The 17,538-nt window shown below is 61.8% G+C and carries 12 protein-coding genes; all 12 read left to right on the forward strand.

Annotation, left to right across the window (positions count from 1 at the left end; translation table 11 throughout):
- Positions 1-84: 84 nt before the first annotated feature.
- The 12 genes from ACMQ11_RS02775 (at position 85) to ACMQ11_RS02830 (ending at position 17,532) form a co-directional block, all read left to right on the forward strand.
- The gene (locus ACMQ11_RS02775) at positions 85-3,336 is read left to right on the forward strand and encodes a SusC/RagA family TonB-linked outer membrane protein (protein WP_418991141.1); all 3,252 of its coding nucleotides are present in this window, start codon (positions 85-87) and stop codon (positions 3,334-3,336) included.
- A 12-nt stretch (positions 3,337-3,348) separates the two neighbouring features.
- Positions 3,349-5,316 (forward strand): RagB/SusD family nutrient uptake outer membrane protein, encoded by a 1,968-nt coding sequence (locus tag ACMQ11_RS02780; RefSeq protein ID WP_418991142.1) that lies wholly within the window; start codon positions 3,349-3,351, stop codon positions 5,314-5,316.
- A gap of 27 nt (positions 5,317-5,343) precedes the next feature.
- The gene (locus ACMQ11_RS02785; RefSeq protein WP_418991143.1) at positions 5,344-7,218 is read left to right on the forward strand and encodes a DUF5123 domain-containing protein; all 1,875 of its coding nucleotides are present in this window, start codon (positions 5,344-5,346) and stop codon (positions 7,216-7,218) included.
- A gap of 94 nt (positions 7,219-7,312) precedes the next feature.
- Positions 7,313-9,634, forward strand: a complete 2,322-nt coding sequence (locus tag ACMQ11_RS02790; protein WP_418991144.1) for a fibronectin type III domain-containing protein — start codon at positions 7,313-7,315, stop codon at positions 9,632-9,634.
- A gap of 142 nt (positions 9,635-9,776) precedes the next feature.
- Positions 9,777-11,222: a Fe-S cluster assembly protein SufB gene (gene sufB, locus ACMQ11_RS02795; RefSeq protein ID WP_418991145.1), complete on the forward strand. Its 1,446-nt coding sequence runs from the start codon at positions 9,777-9,779 to the stop codon at positions 11,220-11,222.
- Positions 11,223-11,228: 6 nt separating this feature from the next.
- On the forward strand, positions 11,229-11,801 hold the full coding sequence (locus tag ACMQ11_RS02800; RefSeq protein WP_418991146.1) for a flavodoxin family protein: 573 nt from the start codon (positions 11,229-11,231) through the stop codon (positions 11,799-11,801).
- Positions 11,795-12,544 (forward strand): Fe-S cluster assembly ATPase SufC, encoded by a 750-nt coding sequence (sufC, locus tag ACMQ11_RS02805; protein WP_418991147.1) that lies wholly within the window; start codon positions 11,795-11,797, stop codon positions 12,542-12,544. Before ACMQ11_RS02800 ends, sufC begins: the two co-directional genes overlap by 7 nt.
- Before the next feature lie 2 nt (positions 12,545-12,546).
- Positions 12,547-13,368 (forward strand): SufD family Fe-S cluster assembly protein, encoded by an 822-nt coding sequence (locus tag ACMQ11_RS02810; RefSeq protein ID WP_418991148.1) that lies wholly within the window; start codon positions 12,547-12,549, stop codon positions 13,366-13,368.
- A gap of 2 nt (positions 13,369-13,370) precedes the next feature.
- A complete protein-coding gene (locus tag ACMQ11_RS02815; protein WP_418991149.1) occupies positions 13,371-14,591 on the forward strand; it encodes a SufS family cysteine desulfurase in 1,221 nt (406 codons plus the stop codon).
- A 58-nt stretch (positions 14,592-14,649) separates the two neighbouring features.
- Positions 14,650-15,354, forward strand: coding sequence for a dTMP kinase (locus tag ACMQ11_RS02820; RefSeq protein ID WP_418991150.1), 705 nt, complete (start codon positions 14,650-14,652; stop codon positions 15,352-15,354).
- On the forward strand, positions 15,332-16,438 hold the full coding sequence (locus ACMQ11_RS02825) for a BT_3928 family protein (RefSeq protein WP_418991151.1): 1,107 nt from the start codon (positions 15,332-15,334) through the stop codon (positions 16,436-16,438). Before ACMQ11_RS02820 ends, ACMQ11_RS02825 begins: the two co-directional genes overlap by 23 nt.
- A gap of 62 nt (positions 16,439-16,500) precedes the next feature.
- Positions 16,501-17,532, forward strand: a complete 1,032-nt coding sequence (locus ACMQ11_RS02830) for an efflux RND transporter periplasmic adaptor subunit (RefSeq protein WP_418991152.1) — start codon at positions 16,501-16,503, stop codon at positions 17,530-17,532.
- The last annotated feature ends 6 nt before the right edge of the window (positions 17,533-17,538 follow it).

The raw sequence follows: 17,538 nt of genomic DNA on the forward strand, positions 1-17,538 counted from the left end.
AAATTTACCAATCATCTCGGGAGCGTATTCCTATTTTTGTTTTGCGAAAGATGCGCAATTAACCTAATTATAAAACCTTAAACTATGACAGAGAACATTTACTCGTTCACCAGGACGGTGCTGCAACGCGTGGCGCTCGTCGTGGCATTTGTCGCTTTGGCGCAAGGGAGCGCGGCCCAGACGAGGGCTGTCTCCGGCACCGTCAAGGATTCGCAGGGTCCGGTGCTCGCGGCTACGGTGGTGGTCGTCGGGACGACCATCGGAGTCTCCACCGGTATCGACGGAGACTTTACGATCAACGTGCCCGCGGATGCCCGGCAACTCAAAATCTCCTACATCGGTTACGAGGACAAGTTCGTGGACATCGTGCCGTCGAAGACGGTCTACGACATCACCCTGAACGAAGCCTCGAACGTGATGGACGAAGTGGTCGTCGTGGGCTACGGCGTGCAGAAGCGCTCCGACCTGACCGGTTCGGTGGCTTCGGTCAACTCCAAGGTGCTCGAAGCCATGCCCGTATCGTCGGCCGCCGAGGCCATCACGGGCCGCATGGCCGGCGTGCAGGTGACCACCACCGAGGGCGGTCCCGACGCCGAGATCAAGGTCCGCGTGCGCGGCGGCGGCTCGATCACGCAGGACAACTCGCCGCTGTTCATCGTCGACGGCTTCCCCGTCTCGTCGATCAACGACATCGCCCCGGGCGACATCCAGTCGATCGACGTGCTGAAGGACGCCTCGGCCACGGCCATTTACGGCGCCCGCGGTGCCAACGGCGTGGTGATTGTGACGACCAAGTCGGGCAAGGAGGGCAAGACCTCCGTCTCGCTGAACGCCTATTTCGGCTGGAAGAGCCTGGCCGAAGAGCTCGACGTGCTGAACTCCTACGACTACGTCATGTCGCAGTACGAGCTGGCCAACAGCAAGGCTACCGAGTGGAACAACGACTCGTCGTTCCTCAAGTACTACGGCGCTTTCGGCGACCTGGAGCTCTACAAGAACCTCAAAACGACAAACTGGCAGCAGGAGATCTTCGGCCGCACGGCTTTCACCCAGAACTACAACGCCTCGATCACGGGCGGCTCGGAGAAAGTCAAGTACAACATCGGCCTCACGCACATGGACGACGAGTCGATCATGATCGGTGCGGGCTTCATGCGCAACAACATCAACGCCAAGCTCAACGCCCAGATCGCCAAGGGGCTTTCGTTCGATTTCACGGCCCGCTACTCCTATACGACCGTTACAGGCGCCGGCTCCTCGACCGAGGGCGGTTCGTCGGTTCCGCGTCTGAAGCACGCCATCCGCTACATGCCCACGGCCGGTCTCTCGGAGATGCTGCCCGAGGGCGACGACTACCTCGAGGAGATGCTGGCTTCGAACTCCGCGGAGTTCCTCAACCCGGTCGACATGACCAACGACGAGTACAAGAAGCGCATCCGCCAGCGTCAGACCTACAACGCTGCCCTGAACTGGATCATCGTCAAGGGGCTCACGTTCCGCTCGGAGTGGGGCGCCGACCTGGGCGACGAGCGCAACGACACGTTCTACGGCCTTTCGACCTCCAACGCTCGCAAGAACAACCTCGCTCCCGTGGCGATCAAGGAGAAGAAAGACTCGTACAGCTGGCGCATCGCCAACACGCTGACCTATACCAATACGTTCGCCGACAAGCACGACCTGACGATCCTCGTGGGTCAGGAGGTCAACTCGAGCGTGTCGAACTCCCTGAAAGTCGAAGCGCGCTATTTCCCCAAGAACACCACGCGCGAGGTCGCGCTGGCCAACATGGACCTCGGCACGCCCCGTCCGATCAGCACCGGCGTGGGTACGCCCAACAACCTGGCTTCGTTCTTCGGACGTCTGAACTACTCCTACGACAGCCGCTACATCCTCACCGCCTCGCTGCGTGCCGACGGTTCGTCGAAATTCGCGCCGGGCAACCAGTGGGGCTATTTCCCCTCGGCTGCCGTCGCCTGGCGCATCTCCGAGGAGAAATTCATGACCTCGGCACAGGACTGGCTCTCGAACCTCAAGCTGCGCCTCTCGTACGGCGCCTCGGGTAACAACCGCATTTCGAACGACCTCTACCGCTACGTCTACTCGGTGTCGTCGCCCTCGAAAATGTACGGTATCAACGGCGTTGAGCAGAGCATCATGACGCCTTCGTCGAAACTGCCCAACCCCGGACTGAAATGGGAGACTACCGTCACGCGCAACCTGGGTATCGATTTCGGCTTTTTCAACAACCGCCTGACGGGTTCGGTCGACGTTTACTGGAACACCACCAAGGACCTGCTGATCAGCGCCTCGATTCCCTCCTCGTCGGGCTTCAGCGCCCAGTTCCAGAACATCGGCGAGACCTCGAACAAGGGTGTCGAGGTCGTGCTGGACGCCGTGCTGGTCGATAAGAAGAATTTCCGGCTCAATTTCAACGCCAACCTCTCCTATAACAAGAACCGCGTCGAGGAACTGGGCTACACCAAGCAGATGCTTGTCGGCTCGGGCTGGGAAGCGACGATCTCGGGCGTGGGCGACTACCTGGTCGAGGTGGGCAAGCCCATCGGCCAGGTGTACGGCTACCGCTCGGACGGATTCTACACGATCGACGATTTCGACTATGTTTACGATCCCGTCTCCGGCACGGCTACCTGGACGCCCAGGGACGGCGTCGAGTCGCTGCCCTATGGCGGCACGCCCATGCCGGGTGCCATGAAGCTCAAGGACCTCGACGGCAGCGGCAAGATCGACTCCTCGGACCGCGAGGTGCTGGGCTGCACGCAGCCCACGATCACCGGCGGTTTCAACCTCTCGGCCCAGTTCTTCGGCTTCGACCTGGCCGCCTATTTCAATTACAGCGTCGGCAACAAGGTCTACAACGCCAACAAGATCGAGTTCACCTCGACTTTCAACACGCGCAAGTACGGCAACCTGCTGGGCATCATGAAAAACCGTTTCACCTACATCGATCCCGTGACCGGCACCACGCTGCTGAACGACATCGACGCCCTGCGCGCCGCCAACGAGAACGCCACGATGTGGACGCCGATCAACATCACGCGCGGCGTGATGACCGACTGGGCGCTCGAAGACGCTTCGTTCCTGCGCCTTTCGAACCTCACGCTGGGTTACACGCTCCCCTCGAAATGGACCAAGAAGATCGGCATGTCGCGCTTTCGCGTCTATGTGACCGGTACCAACCTCTTTTGCTGGACCAACTACTCCGGATACGACCCCGAGGTCGACACGCGCCGCTCGACGCCGCTGACGCCCAACGTCGATTACTCGGCTTTCCCCCGGGCTCGCCAGTGGGTCGTAGGTGCAAATATCACGTTCTAACCAATGAGCCGTATGAAAATGAAAAGATTATATATGTATGCGATGATCGCGGCGGCCTCTTTCGGCCTCGGTTCGTGTTCGTCGTTCCTGGAGCAGAGCTCTCCCTCGGTATTTACCCCCGATGTCGTCTACGAGGACATCGACATGACCTACAAGGTGCTCATGGGCGTCTACTCGAAATTCAACGAGGATGCGACCTACTCGCAGTACCTGGGCATCATCCTCAACTGCCAAAGCGATTCGGAAATCAGGTCGTTCACCTACAACAACCCCACCAGCGACGACGGCCGTGCCACGACCAACTACAAGCCGCAGATCACCAGCTCGATGGTCACCAAGGCCGTCTCGGCCCTGTACGAAGCCATCGAACGGGCCAACGTGCTGATCGAGGGCATCGAGGGTTCGTCGCTCTACGCCTCGGGCAACGGGGACGTGGTGAAGATGCACGGCGAGGCCATCACGCTGCGTGCGCAGTGCTACCGCGACCTGATCCGCATGCTGGGCAACGTGCCGTTCAAGATCGAGGCCACCAAGACCGACCTTTCGAACGTCTACCTCCCGAAGACCGACCGTTTCGAGATCATGGAGACGCTCATCGGACAGCTCGAACAGTTCGCCGGCGAACTGCCCTGGCGGCAGGACACGCCCGAACGCGTGACGCAGGGATACGCCCGCGGTCTGTGTGCCCAGCTGGCGCTGATGCGTGCCGGCTGGAACTACTCGACCGACGGAAAGTGGATCGAACCCGACGCCGCCGACGCCAAACCGTTCTACCAGATCGCCATGGAGCAGACCAAAAAGGTGATTGACGAGGGCGGCTACTCGCTCGTGCAGTCGTCGAGCGCCTACTCGGGCTTCGAGAACCTCTGGCGCACGATCTGCCAGCGTCAGTACGCCGACAACGAGGTGCTCTTCGAGATCGGCTTCGTGCTCTCGCGCTCCTCGGAGTTCGGCTACACGATCGGTCCGCGTCTGCGCACCACGACCCCGGCCTACGGCTACGCCACCCAGGGCCAAATCTTTACGCCCATCGAGTTCTTCTACTCCTACCATCCCGACGACACGCGCCGTCCGGTTTCGGTCTACTGCACCGAGTTCCGCGACATCTCCGACACGGGCGAATACGCCAACGGCGTGACCTCGAAGACGGGTATCAGCGAGAACATCATCAGCAACCCGCAGGAGTTCCGCGTAGGCAAGTGGAACGCCATGTGGATGCCGTCGGATTTCGCTTCGGCCTCGTTCGCCGCAAACACCAAGACCGGCACGGGCGTCAATTTCCCGATGATGCGCTACTCGGACATCCTCCTGATGTACGCCGAGGCCGCCTACAACTACACCGGCTCCGCATCGGCACTTGCACGGGATGCACTCAAGACGGTGCGTCAGCGGGCGATTCCGACGATGAGCGACGGCGAGTTCGAAGAGTACCTCTCGACCAAGACGTTCATGAAAGCCATCAAGGACGAGCGCCGCTGGGAGTTCGTGGGCGAGGGTATCCGCAAGTGGGACCTCATTCGCTGGGGCGAACTGCACACGGCCATCGCCACCACCAAGACGCTCTGCAAGGGGATCTACGGCGAGAGCGGCACGCGCAGCTACAACTTCGAGTTCAAGACCCGCAGGGTCAACGGCGAGACCGTCGAGCGCACCATCCCGCAAACCGTCTACTACCGCTACGACGACAACAACGAGATGATCCTCGACGCCAATTACGACTACGACCGCGCCAAGGCTCCCTCGGCCGACTATTTCAGCTCGAACAACGGCGGATGCTGGTTCTGGGACGCCGAGGGCAAGGCCAAATCGACGACCGCCAAGCAGTACGACCAGTACATCGACAACCTGGCCATCGGTCTCTTCGAGGACGATGCTACGGGCTACGGGTACCTCTACTGTCCGTTCTATCCCATCCCCTCGGACATGATCCGCGACTACAACGGCGTGCTGAAGCAGGATTACGGTTTCCCGAATCAATAGTGTACGAACCCTAAAGCAGAATCAACGATGAAATATATCAAAAACATAGCGATGCTGTTGGCGGCGTTCTTCGCCGTGGTTACGGTGTCGTGTACGGACGACGAAACCGCCGACTCGGGCGTCGCCGACCGCCTGTTCCGCCCGGTGTCCGTGACGCTTACCCCCAAGGGAACGTCGCTGACCGCCTCGTGGACCGGCATCAAGGGCGCCGCCGGTTACTGGGTCGAACTCTACACCATGTCCAAGGTTGCGGGTCCCGATGAGACAGAACTGAACGATTACCACCTGGTAGCCAGCAACGAAATGACCACGGCCACCACCTGGGTGGTCGACGGACTGGAGTACAACACCACCTACTATTTCCGTGTCAAGGCCATCGACCCCGACATGGCGCGCAACTCCTATTTCTCGGATTTCTATTCCGTCAAGGTTCCTGCCATGACCGAGGTGCTGAGCTGCGAGTTGCTCGAACCGGTTTCGGCGCTGGTGCGCTTCTCCTGGATGGAGGGCTACGGCATCGAATTCGTGAAGATCACCGCTCCCGACGGCGGCGTGCGCACGGTCTATGTCGACGATGCCGACGGCTCGTTCGAAATGGACGGCTTCGCTTCGGGAACCTACACGGCTGTCGCAGGCAATTCGTCGCAGACCTATAACACGGTCGAGTTCATCGTACCGGTGCTTTACGACGTGGAGGCTTCGGACATTACGTTCGACAACATCCGCTTCACGTGGAGGGTCGATGCCGACATCCGTGCCATCATCTGCACCAACGCCGCCGATCCGACGAATGTCGTGACGTTCGACCTGGGGTCCGAAGCGATCAACTCGGGCACCTACGACTACGCCGTCGCCGAGGGCCGGCTCAAATACGATGCGACCTATACGGCCATGCTCCGTTATGCAGACGAGACGCTTTCCAACGTAGTCACTTTCACCACCATGAAAGAGAAACCCGCCGGTGCGGTCTTCGTTTCGACCATCGATGAACTGCTGGCAGCCGTTTCGGGCGGCGAGCAGATCGTGGCACTCCAGCCGGGCGAATACCTCGCCGAGGAGAACATCGTGCTGACGCGCGCCATCACGTTCATGGCTGCGACGCGCCAGATGCCCAAGGTGATCGTCAACCAGTTCACCGTCTCTCCGACGGCCTATCTGGACGGGGTGATCCGCTTCGAGGCCATCGAGTTCGAATGCAAGAACTTGAACAATACGACCAGCTGCTTCATCGACAACACCAACATGAAAGCCAACATCCGTCGTATCGAGGTCGAGGATTGCTACATCCACGACTACGGCTCCTCGTTCATGCGCTTCAACCGTACCAACGACATCACGGTCGAGGAGATTCTGGTCAACAACAACCGCCTCTTGCGCATGTATGGCCAGAACAGCTTCCTCCAGTTGTCGAAAGGCACGCTGCGCGAGATCACGTTCACCAACAACACGATGACGGGTCTCGACACGCAGAACGCCGGCGTGCGCTTCATCTCCTACAACGCCGGAGACCAGACCCGCGCCGTGTTCAACAACAACACGTTCACCGACTACCACAACAAGGGCCGCCTCTTCTTCCACATCAACAGCAAGGAGGACGGCGCCGAGTCGGCCGGCTCCGTGGAGATCAAAAACAACATCTTCTACACCGAGGAGGCCGAGTACTGCAACGTCTCGAATTTCGACAAGTACGTGCTGACCGTGACCATCGAGAACAACGTGGTGACCAAGCCCTGGGGCAACGGCGGCGACTCCGCAGCTCCCGCTTCCGAGCCGCTCACGTCGTGGGGCGAGAAGTATTCCGAACTCGATCCGGTGTTCAAGAACGCCGCCAAGTACGACTTTACGGTGACCAACGACGAGGTAGTGAAATTAGGTGTGGGTGACCCCCGCTGGCTCAAATAAACTTTAACCTGTTGCTCGGGGACGGGGGAGCGGCCCTCTCCCGTCCCGAAGAGCGAAAATGAATCACGAAAAAATTAAAACAACATAAACTGTTATGAAAAGAAATCCGTTCATTTCGCGCCTTGCAACAAGCGTTGCAGCGGTTGCACTGGCTATCGGTTCGACTTTCACTTTCTCGGCCTGCTCGGACGACGACGAGGTCGACAACGGGGGTTCGAAACCCGTAACCCGTTTGGAGGTTCCCGTCGTGGCGGCGGTCGGCGACGAGGACATCGCCGAAAACTCGCTCAAATTCGCGTGGGCCGCCGTCGAGGAGGCCACCTCCTATTCCGCGCAGATCCGCCTGTCGCAGACGGGCGACATCTTCCGCGAAACCATCACCGAGACCACCTCGGCTGCGTTCGAGGGGCTCAGCGACGGCACCGAGTACTATTTCCGCGTGCGTGCCAACAACAAGTACAACGAGAGCCGCAACTCGGCCTACTCGGAGTGGACCGTCGTCGAGACCCTCGCGGCCGACCCGACCCGCCCGACGCTTCCCACGCCGGCCAACCCCATGTGCGACATGTCGAAGACTACCGTCTCGTCGCTCACTTTCTCGTGGGAATCGGTCGAGGGCGCTGCGGCCTACAACGTCGTGCTGACCTCGATCGGCAAGGACGACGTCACGGCCACCACCACCGACACGTTCTACACGTTCAACGGGCTGGAAAAGGGCGTCAAGTACTATTTCACGGTGCAGGCCGCCGAAATCCAGGGTTACAACGCGTCGAAATTCTCGGGTGTGGTCTATGCCATCACCACCTCCCAGCTCGCAACGCCCGCGGGTCTTTCGTGCACGCTCAAAATGTCCGAGGCCGCCCGCTTCGAGTGGGAAGCCGTGGAGAATGCCGGCGATTACCAGTATGAACTGGCCCAGATCGTCAGCGGTTCCGAAACCATCGTCATGGAGGGACTCGTCAGCGAGATCGACCCCTCGGAGATCGTCCCGGGCAAGACCGTTTCCGCCTCGCAGAGCGGCACGAGCGTCTCGTTCCGCGGTCTGAGCAAGGACACCTACTACTCGTTCCGCGTCAAGGCCGTTCCGTCGGGCGACGCCTACATCGAATCCGCGTTCACGGACTACTGCATCATCAAGACCCTCGTGACCGACGCCACGCCGCTGGCAGCTCCCGCTCCCGCAGTCAAGGAGGCGCAGCAGCTCAAGGTCATCTTCGAGTGGACCGCCGTGGCCAACGCTTTCGGTTACGACTACCAGTTCGCCACGCAGGAATTGATCGACGCGGGCGACGAGAGCGCCTACACGTTCGAACTGCGCGCGGTGAGCGCCGAGGAGAGCGAATCGGGCGAGGCGGTTCCCCTGCCCACGACAGTCACGGTCTCGAAACTCGGCAAGGGCGACGCAGCCGTGGCCCTGACGCCCAACACCACCTACAAGATGCGCATGAAGACCATCGCCGATCCCGCGAAGCCGACCGACGGCGATTCGCAGTGGAGCGAGTGGATGGAGGTCAAGACGGCCGAGTTGACGTCCGAGCTGACCATCACCGCCGATGAGGAGCTGGCCGAGTCGATCGCCCGCATGGCCGACGGCGGTACGCTCTACCTCGCATCGGGCGACTATGCCGTCTCCGACGGAATCGAATTCAACCGAGCCATCACCATTGCGGCGGCTCCCGCAGCGACGACCATGCCTGCTGTCAGCATGGGCGTGAATCCGACGATTGCAGGTACCGTATCCCGGATCGTCTTCTCGGGTCTGGACATCGCGGTCGGCAAGCAGTACATCTTCAACACCAACTCTTCGGCGGCCTATACGCTCGATCTGTTCAAGGTGACCGGCTGCCGCATCACCAACCTCAAACGTGCCTTGCTGCGTACGCAGGACGGCGGCACGACCAACGTCAAGGCCGTGGTCATGGAGAACACGACGGTGATCTGCACGGGCGACGATACCTATGGCGTCTTCGTCTTCAAGTCGAATGCTCCCGCAACCTATACGTTCACCGACTGCACGTTCGACAAGGTGCAGAAGCTGGTCGACCATAGCGCCAACAAGGAGTCCGTCGTCACCGCAACCAACTGCTCGTTCCATCAGTTGCAGAACAAGTCGGGCCGCAGCGACGCCGTCTTCAGCATGAAGGGCGACAGCGGCGTGGTAAATGTCTCGAACTGCGTCTTCGCCTCGACGCTTCCGGTGAACAAGATCTATGTCGGTACGCTGGCCACCGACAGCGGCAATTTCTTCGCAAGCGATCTGGTCGTTACGACCCAGGCCAATACGCTGCCCGCAGCCACGCAGCTTGCCGTCACGCAGGCCGAGCTCTTCCCGAACGTCGCTTCGGGCAACTACGGACTGGCCTCGGGCAATGCCGCCTACGACGCCAAGGCTGGCGACAGCCGTTGGTACAAGTAACAAGGGTTTTTGATTGGGGAAGGGGTGCGGAATTTCGCACCCCTTTTTTTGTCGTTTCGGTCTTGTGGAACCAGATTTGCGGGACAGGCTGTTGAAATTTAGAAACGAATTTGTACCTTTGTACGATATTTTGCTGCAAAATATGGCTGAGAACGAAAAGGACATCATCGAAAATATAACCGGGCAGGAGTACAAGTACGGCTTCACCACCGACATCGAGACCGAAACCATCCCGAAAGGACTTTCGGAGGAGGTCGTGCGCCTGATCTCCGCCAAAAAGGGCGAACCCGCCTGGCTGACCGAGCAGCGGCTGAGGGCCTATCGCCACTTTCTGACGCTCGAACCGCCCACGTGGGCGCACCTGACGATCCCTGAGATCGATTTCCAGGACATCATCTACTACGCCGCACCCCGTCCGCAGAAGAAACTCGCCTCGATGGACGAGGTCGATCCCGAGCTCAAACGCACGTTCGAGAAACTGGGCATTCCGCTCGAGGAGCAGATGGCGCTGGCCGGCGTGGCCGTCGATGCCGTCATGGACTCCGTCTCGGTCAAGACGACGTTCAAGGAGGTGCTCTCGGAAAAGGGTATCATTTTCTGCTCCATGTCCGAGGCCGTAAGGGACTATCCCGATCTGGTGCGCAAATACCTCGGGAGCGTGGTTCCCTATACCGATAATTTCTATGCGGCGCTCAACGCGGCGGTCTTCTCCGACGGCTCGTTCTGCTACATCCCCCGGGGCGTACGCTGCCCGATGGAACTGTCGACCTATTTCCGCATCAATGCCGCCGGCACGGGGCAGTTCGAACGCACGCTGATCGTGGCGGACGAGGGGGCCTACGTCAGCTATCTGGAGGGGTGCACGGCACCCCGGCGCGACGAGAACCAGCTGCACGCCGCCGTGGTGGAGATCGTGGTGGAAAAGGACGCCGAGGTCAAGTATTCGACCGTCCAGAACTGGTACCCGGGCGACCGCGAGGGCCGGGGCGGCATCTACAATTTCGTCACCAAGCGGGGCATCTGCCGCCAGAATGCGCGGCTGTCGTGGACGCAGGTCGAGACCGGCTCGGCCATAACGTGGAAATACCCGAGCTGCATCCTCGCGGGCGACAACTCGGTCGGCGAGTTCTACTCGGTGGCCATGACCAACCATTTCCAGCAGGCCGACACCGGCACGAAGATGATCCACATGGGGCGCAACACGCGCAGCCGCATCGTCTCGAAAGGCATCTCGGCCGGGCGCAGCGAAAACTCCTACCGCGGCCGGGTCCGCGTGGCCAAGGGGGCCGAGAATGCCCGCAACTTTTCGCAGTGCGACTCGCTCCTGATCGGCGACCGCTGCGGGGCGCATACGTTCCCCGAGATCGACGTCCGCAACCGCACGGCGGTGGTGGAGCACGAGGCCACGACCTCGAAAATTTCCGACGACCAGCTCTTCTACTGCAACCAGCGCGGTCTTTCGACCGAGGACGCTGTGGGACTGATCGTCAACGGCTACGCCCGCGAGGTGCTCTCGAAGCTGCCGATGGAGTTCGCCGTCGAGGCGCAGAAACTGCTGGCCCTGCAACTCGAGGGGAGCGTAGGGTAGAACGCGATGAAAGTCGTTGTGCTCAATGGCAGCCCCCGCCGCGAGGGCGTCGTATCGCAGATGGTGGGCCATGTGGTTCGCAACCTCCCTGCGGAGTGCCGTGTCGAAGCGTTCTTCGTCCACGGACTCCACGTGAAACCCTGTACGGGGTGTATGCGCTGCCGCACGCTGGGGCGCTGCGTACTCCCCGAGGACGACGGGCACCGCGTGGCTGCGCAGCTGCGCGAGGCCGATGCGTTCGTGGTGGGCTCGCCCTGCTACTGGGGCGGCATGAGCGGAGAGCTGAAAGTACTGTTCGACCGGTGCGTCTATGCGATGATGGGCGAGCGGGAGAACGGAATGCCCGTTCCGCTGCACAAAGGCAAGCGCGCCGTGCTCGTGGCGTCGTGCAACACCATCTGGCCGTTCAACGTGTTGTTCCGCCAGACGGGCGGCGTGTTCCGTGCGCTGCGCGAGATATTGAAATGGAGCGGCTGCAAAGTGGTCGGAAAGCTGGCCAAGGGCGGGTGCCGCAAGTGCGGCGAACTGTCCGTAAAAGAGATGAGAAAATGCAGAAAATTAGCTAAAAAAATATGTTAAGCGTAAAAAATCTACACGCCTCGGTCGATGGCAAGGAGATTCTGCGGGGCATCGACCTCGAGGTCCGTGCCGGCGAGGTGCACGCCATCATGGGGCCCAACGGCTCGGGCAAGTCGACGCTGGCGGCCGTATTGGCCGGCAACGAAAAATACACGGTCACCGAGGGCTCGGCCGAGTTTCTGGGCCGCGATCTGCTGGACCTGTCGATCGAGGACCGGGCGCGCCTGGGGCTTTTCCTGGGCTTCCAGTATCCGGTGGAGATTCCCGGCGTCACGATGGCCAATTTCATGAAACTCGCGGTCAACGAGCAGCGCCGCTTCCGCGGCGAGGAGCCTCTGTCGGCCTCCGAGTTCCTGCGCCTGATGCGCGAGAAGAGCGCCGTGGTTGAACTCGATTCCAAACTCACGTCGCGGGCCGTCAACGAGGGCTTCTCGGGCGGCGAAAAGAAGAAGAACGAGATTTTCCAGATGGCGATGCTCGATCCGCGGCTGGCCATCCTCGACGAGACCGACTCGGGGCTGGACATCGATGCGCTGCGGATCGTGGCCACGGGCGTCAACAAACTCCATACGCCCCACAACGCCACGGTGGTCATCACCCACTACCAGCGGCTGCTGGACTACATCGTGCCCGACGTGGTGCATGTGCTTTACCGCGGCCGGATCATCCGTACGGGCGACCGCACGCTGGCCCTGCGGCTCGAAAAGGAGGGGTACGACTGGCTCATCAACGAACAGCGGTAATAATGGAACGCATCGAGGAGATACTGCATGCGTTTTACCCCGTCCGGGGCGAAGCGCTCTGCGTAACCGGAGCGGACGAGCGGATTTATGCCGCCGTCGATCCGCGCAAACTGCTGGTCGAGCTGGAGGCGGGCGCTTCGGCGCGGCTCGTCGTCGTGCACAGGTCGCCCGACATGTCGTCGCTGCGCCTGGTGGTGGGCGAGGGGGCTCGGCTGGAGGTGACCGAACTCTTTACGGCCGAAGCATTTGCCGAGATCAGCGCCGAGCAGGCGGCCCGGAGCAGTTGTTCCCTCACCGCCGTGCAGCTTACGAGCGCCAACGCCTCCTATACGGTCGATCTGAACGGCGCCGATGCCGAGAACCGGCTGGGCGTGGTCTTTCTCGCCGCCGGGGAGGAGCACTGCGTCGTGAAATTGCGTACGAACCACCAGGTTGCGGATTGTCGCAGCGACTCTTTCGTCAAGGGCATTGCGGGCGGCTGTGCGGTGGGCGAATTCTGCGGACTGGTCTACGTGGCCGAGGATGCGCAGCATACCGATGCCCGGCAGCAGAGCCGCAACCTGCTGCTGAGCGAGACGGCCCACATCACGACCCGTCCGCAGCTGGAGATCTACGCCGACGACGTGAAATGTTCGCACGGCGCCACGGTGGGGCAGATGGACGCCGAGGCCGTGCTCTACATGCGCCAGCGCGGGCTGAGTCTTTCGCAGGCCCGCCGGTTGCAGATCGAGGGCTTCGCGGGCGACATCGTGCGCCGCTGCGGCATCGAACCGCTTTGCGAGGCGGTGATGGAGGCCGTTTCGGCGAAAATGGAAAAGCTGTAACGATGCTGGACATCGAAAAGATACGCGGGGAGTTCCCCATTCTGAGCCGCAAGGTCTACGGCCGTCCGCTGGTCTACCTCGACAGCGGTGCCACGGCCCAGAAGCCGCAGCAGGTGATCGAGGCGACCGACCGCCTCTACCGCGAGCTGAACGCCAACATCCACCGGGGCGTGCACTACCTCTCGGAGCAGGCCACCGAACTCTACGAATCGGCCCGCAGCCGCATCGCCGGGTTCATCGGCGCCACGTCGCCCGAGGAGGTGATCTTCACCTCGGGGGCCACGGCATCGCTCAACACGGTGGCCTATGCCTGGGGCGACATGGCGGTCCGCGCCGGCGACAACATCGTCGTCAGCGAACTGGAGCACCACTCGAACATCGTTCCCTGGCAGATGCTCGCCGAGCGCAAAGGGGCCGAAATCCGCGTGCTGCCGTTCGACGAGGCCGGGGCGCTGCGCCTCGATCTGCTGCCCTCGCTTCTGGACGAGCGGACGCGCGCCGTGGCCGTCACGCAGGCGTCCAATACGCTCGGCACGCGGCCCGATCTGCGGGCGGTGATCGCCGCCGCCCACGCGGCCGGGGCCATCGTCGTGGTCGACGGCTGCCAGGGTGCGGTCCACGGCGGGGTGAACGTTGCGGAGCTGGATTGCGATTTTTACGCTTTCTCGGGTCATAAACTTTATGGGCCCACGGGGATCGGCGTGCTGTGGGGCCGCCGGGAGCTGCTCGAAGCCATGCCGCCGTTCCTCGGGGGCGGGGACATGGTCGACCGGGTGACGTTCCGCAAGACGACCTATGCGCCCGTTCCGTTGAAATTCGAAGCCGGCACGGCCAATTTCGTCGGTGCGATCGGTCTTGCCGAAGCCGTGCGATTCCTCCAGCGGTTCGATCCGGCCGGGATCGAGGCGCACGAAGAGGCGCTGCTCCGCAGGGCTGCCGAACGGCTGGAGCGGATCGAGGGCCTGCGCATCTACGGCACGACCCCCGGCAAGTGCGCCATCCTCTCGTTCAACGTCGCGGGGGTGCACGCCTACGACCTGGGCATGATCCTCGACAAACTGGGCATCGCCGTCCGCACGGGGCAGCACTGCGCCGAACCGGTCATGGACCACTACGGTGTGCAGAGCATGTGCCGGGCCTCGTTCGCCCTCTACAACACCCTCTCCGAGGCCGACGCCTTGGCCGACGGCGTGGAGCGCGCGGTGAAGATGTTGCGTAGCTAATTAGAATTAAATCGATTTTTAATTCTTAATTTTTAATTCTCAACTACTACTGACGCCTATGTTCATTGTACTCGAAGGCCTCGACGGAGCGGGCAAATCGACCCAGGTGCGCAACCTCCGCCGCCTGCTCGCCGACCGGGGCATGCAGAGCGAATACATCCATTTCCCGCGCTTCGACTCGCCGGTCTACGGCGAACTGATCGCCCGTTTTCTAAGGGGCGAGTTCGGCGGTGCCGACAAGGTGGACCCTTACCTGGTGGCGCTGCTCTTCGCCGGCGACCGGGCCGATGCGGCTCCGCAGCTAAGGCAGTGGCTCGCCGAGGGCAGGGTGGTGGTGCTCGACCGCTATGTCTACTCCAATGTCGGCTTCCAGTGCGCCAAGCTGCCCGCGGGCGATGAGCGCAAACGCCTGATGCGGTGGATTCTCGACCTGGAGTTCGGCTACAACGCCCTCCCGCGCCCCGACCTCTCGCTCTTCCTCGACGTGCCTTTCTCGTTCACCGAGCGCAAACTCACCGGGACGCGCAAGGGCGACGACCGGAGCTATTTGCAGGGCGCCGAGGACATCCACGAAGCCTCGCTCGCACTGCAACGGCGCGTGCGCGAGGTCTACCTCGAAGCCGCCGCCGGGGACCCCGCGCTGCATGTGGTCGATTGCAGCGACGCCGTGGGCGAGATGAACACCCCCGAGGGCACTTTCGCCGCCATTCGCACCGTCGTGGACCCCATACTCGAAACCCATGTCCAGAAACCGATCCTTTAAACTGCTGGCCAACGTCTGCCGGCTCATCCTGGCCGCCACGTTCATCCTCTCGGGCTTCACGAAAGTGATCGACCCCTGGGGCACGGCCATCAAGGTCAACGAATACCTCTCGATCTACGGGGTGGAGTTCCTGTGCCCCGCCAGCATGGCCTTTTCCATCTGGCTGTGCGGCGCCGAGCTGATGATGGGCTGCATGCTGCTCTTCAAGGTGCGCATCCGGCTGATCTCGATCTTCGCGCTGGTCTCGATGCTCTTTTTCACGCTTCTTACGCTGCTCAGCGCCACGATCATCCCGGTCGAGGACTGCGGATGCTTCGGCGAAGCGCTGAAGCTCACCCCGTGGCAGACTTTCTTCAAGAACCTGGCGCTGCTGCCGATGGCCGTCGTGGTCTGGTGGCGTTACCGGCGTGACCGCATTTTCGCATTCAACGCCTTGGAGATCGTCCTTACGTGTACGTTCTTCTTTCTCTCCATGTACCTGGGTTACTACTGCTACCGCCACCTGCCGCTCATCGATTTTTTGCCCTACAAGGTCGGGGTCAACATGTGGGAGGCGATGCAGGCCCCCGTGGTCGAACCGGGAGAATCCCAGACCGTGCTCGTCTACCGCAACCGGAAGACGGGCAAGCTGCGCGAATTCTCGCTCGAAGAGACGGCGTGGCAGGATGCCGAAACCTGGGAGTGGGTGGATACGCGCACCACGACCGAAGCGCCGGCCGTACGGCCGCTGATCAGCGAGTTCGCCGTGCGGGACGCCGAGGGCGACGCCACCGAGCAGCTGCTGACCGCCCCGGGCCGGTTATACATGCTCTGCGTCACCTCCTTCGAACGACTTTCGCGCGGGTGCACCCGACGCATGGCCCGTCTGGCCGAACGGGCTGCGGCGGAGGGCGCCCGGGTGGTCTGCCTGACGCCCCAGCCGCTCGACGGGGTAACGTACCGCGCTTTCGGCGAAGAGCGGGTACGCTGCTACAACATCGACGCCTCGACCATGAAGACCATGCTCCGCGCCCGCAACGGCGTGGTCGAGCTAGTCGACGGAACGATCACTGCTAAAAGGAATTGTCGTGATATTCGTCCGTAGGGACACCCTGCTGCGAATGGTATGAAAGTTGACCCGGGAGAGCCCGAGTCAACTTTTTTCGTATGCGAAGAGTCTTCCTATTTGCGACCGTCCTCGTGGCGTGCGGTTGCGGGCGGCGTGGGGCCGTGCCCGATACAACGGTGCGGCCCGTCAAGGTCACCACGGCCTTGGGGGCGGGCATGATCGACAAGGATTTCGCCGGCCTGGCGACACCCGACGACGTGGTCAACCTCGCGTTCAAACTCCCCGGACAGGTGCTCGACATTCCGGTCAAACAGGGCGAGGAGGTCCCAAAAGGGGCCCTGCTGGCCGAACTGGACCCGCGCGACATCCGGTTGCAGGTCGACGCCGACCGCTCGGCCTACGCCGAGGCCCGTTCGCAGATGCAGCGCATGCAGCGCCTCCTGGCCCACGAAGCCGTTTCGCGCCAGGAGGCCGAAGCGGCCGAAACGCGCTATGCGCAGGCCCGGTCGAAATACGAGAATTCGCTCGACATGCTCCAGCAGACACGCCTCAAGGCCCCCTTTGCGGGGGTGATCGAGGACAAGTACGTCGATAATTTCGAGCGTGTGCAGGCCGGCCAGTCGATCCTCCGCCTGGTCGGTCCCCGAACCACGACCGTCAAGTTCACGCTGCCCGAGAGCAGCCTTGCGATGCTCCGCGATACGGCGGTCCGCTTCCGCGTGGAGTTCGACAACTACCGCGGCGTGCAGTTCCCGGCCGTGCTGAAAGAGTGGGCCAAAACCTCCTCCGACGCCTCGGGCTTTCCCGTTTCGCTGACCCTTACGGGGGTCGACACCGCCCGTTACGACATCTCGCCGGGCATGTCGTGTACGATCACCATGCAGACGGCCGATCCCGTTCCGGATGCCGTCTCGCTGCCCGTCTCGGCCATCTATGCCCCGGCCGGGGGCGGCACTTTCGTCTGGGTGGTCGGAAGCGACGACCGGGTCGAGCGGCGCACGGTGACGCTGGGCGAGTTGTACGGCCGCAACCGGGTGGTGGTCGACAGCGGGGTCGAACCGGGCGAGCGGATCGTTACGGCGGGCGTCTACCAGTTGCAGCCGGGCGAACGGGTCCGAATTCTAAACTGAACCGAC

Source organism: Alistipes sp. (assembly GCF_048465575.1).
Lineage (GTDB): Bacteria > Bacteroidota > Bacteroidia > Bacteroidales > Rikenellaceae > Alistipes.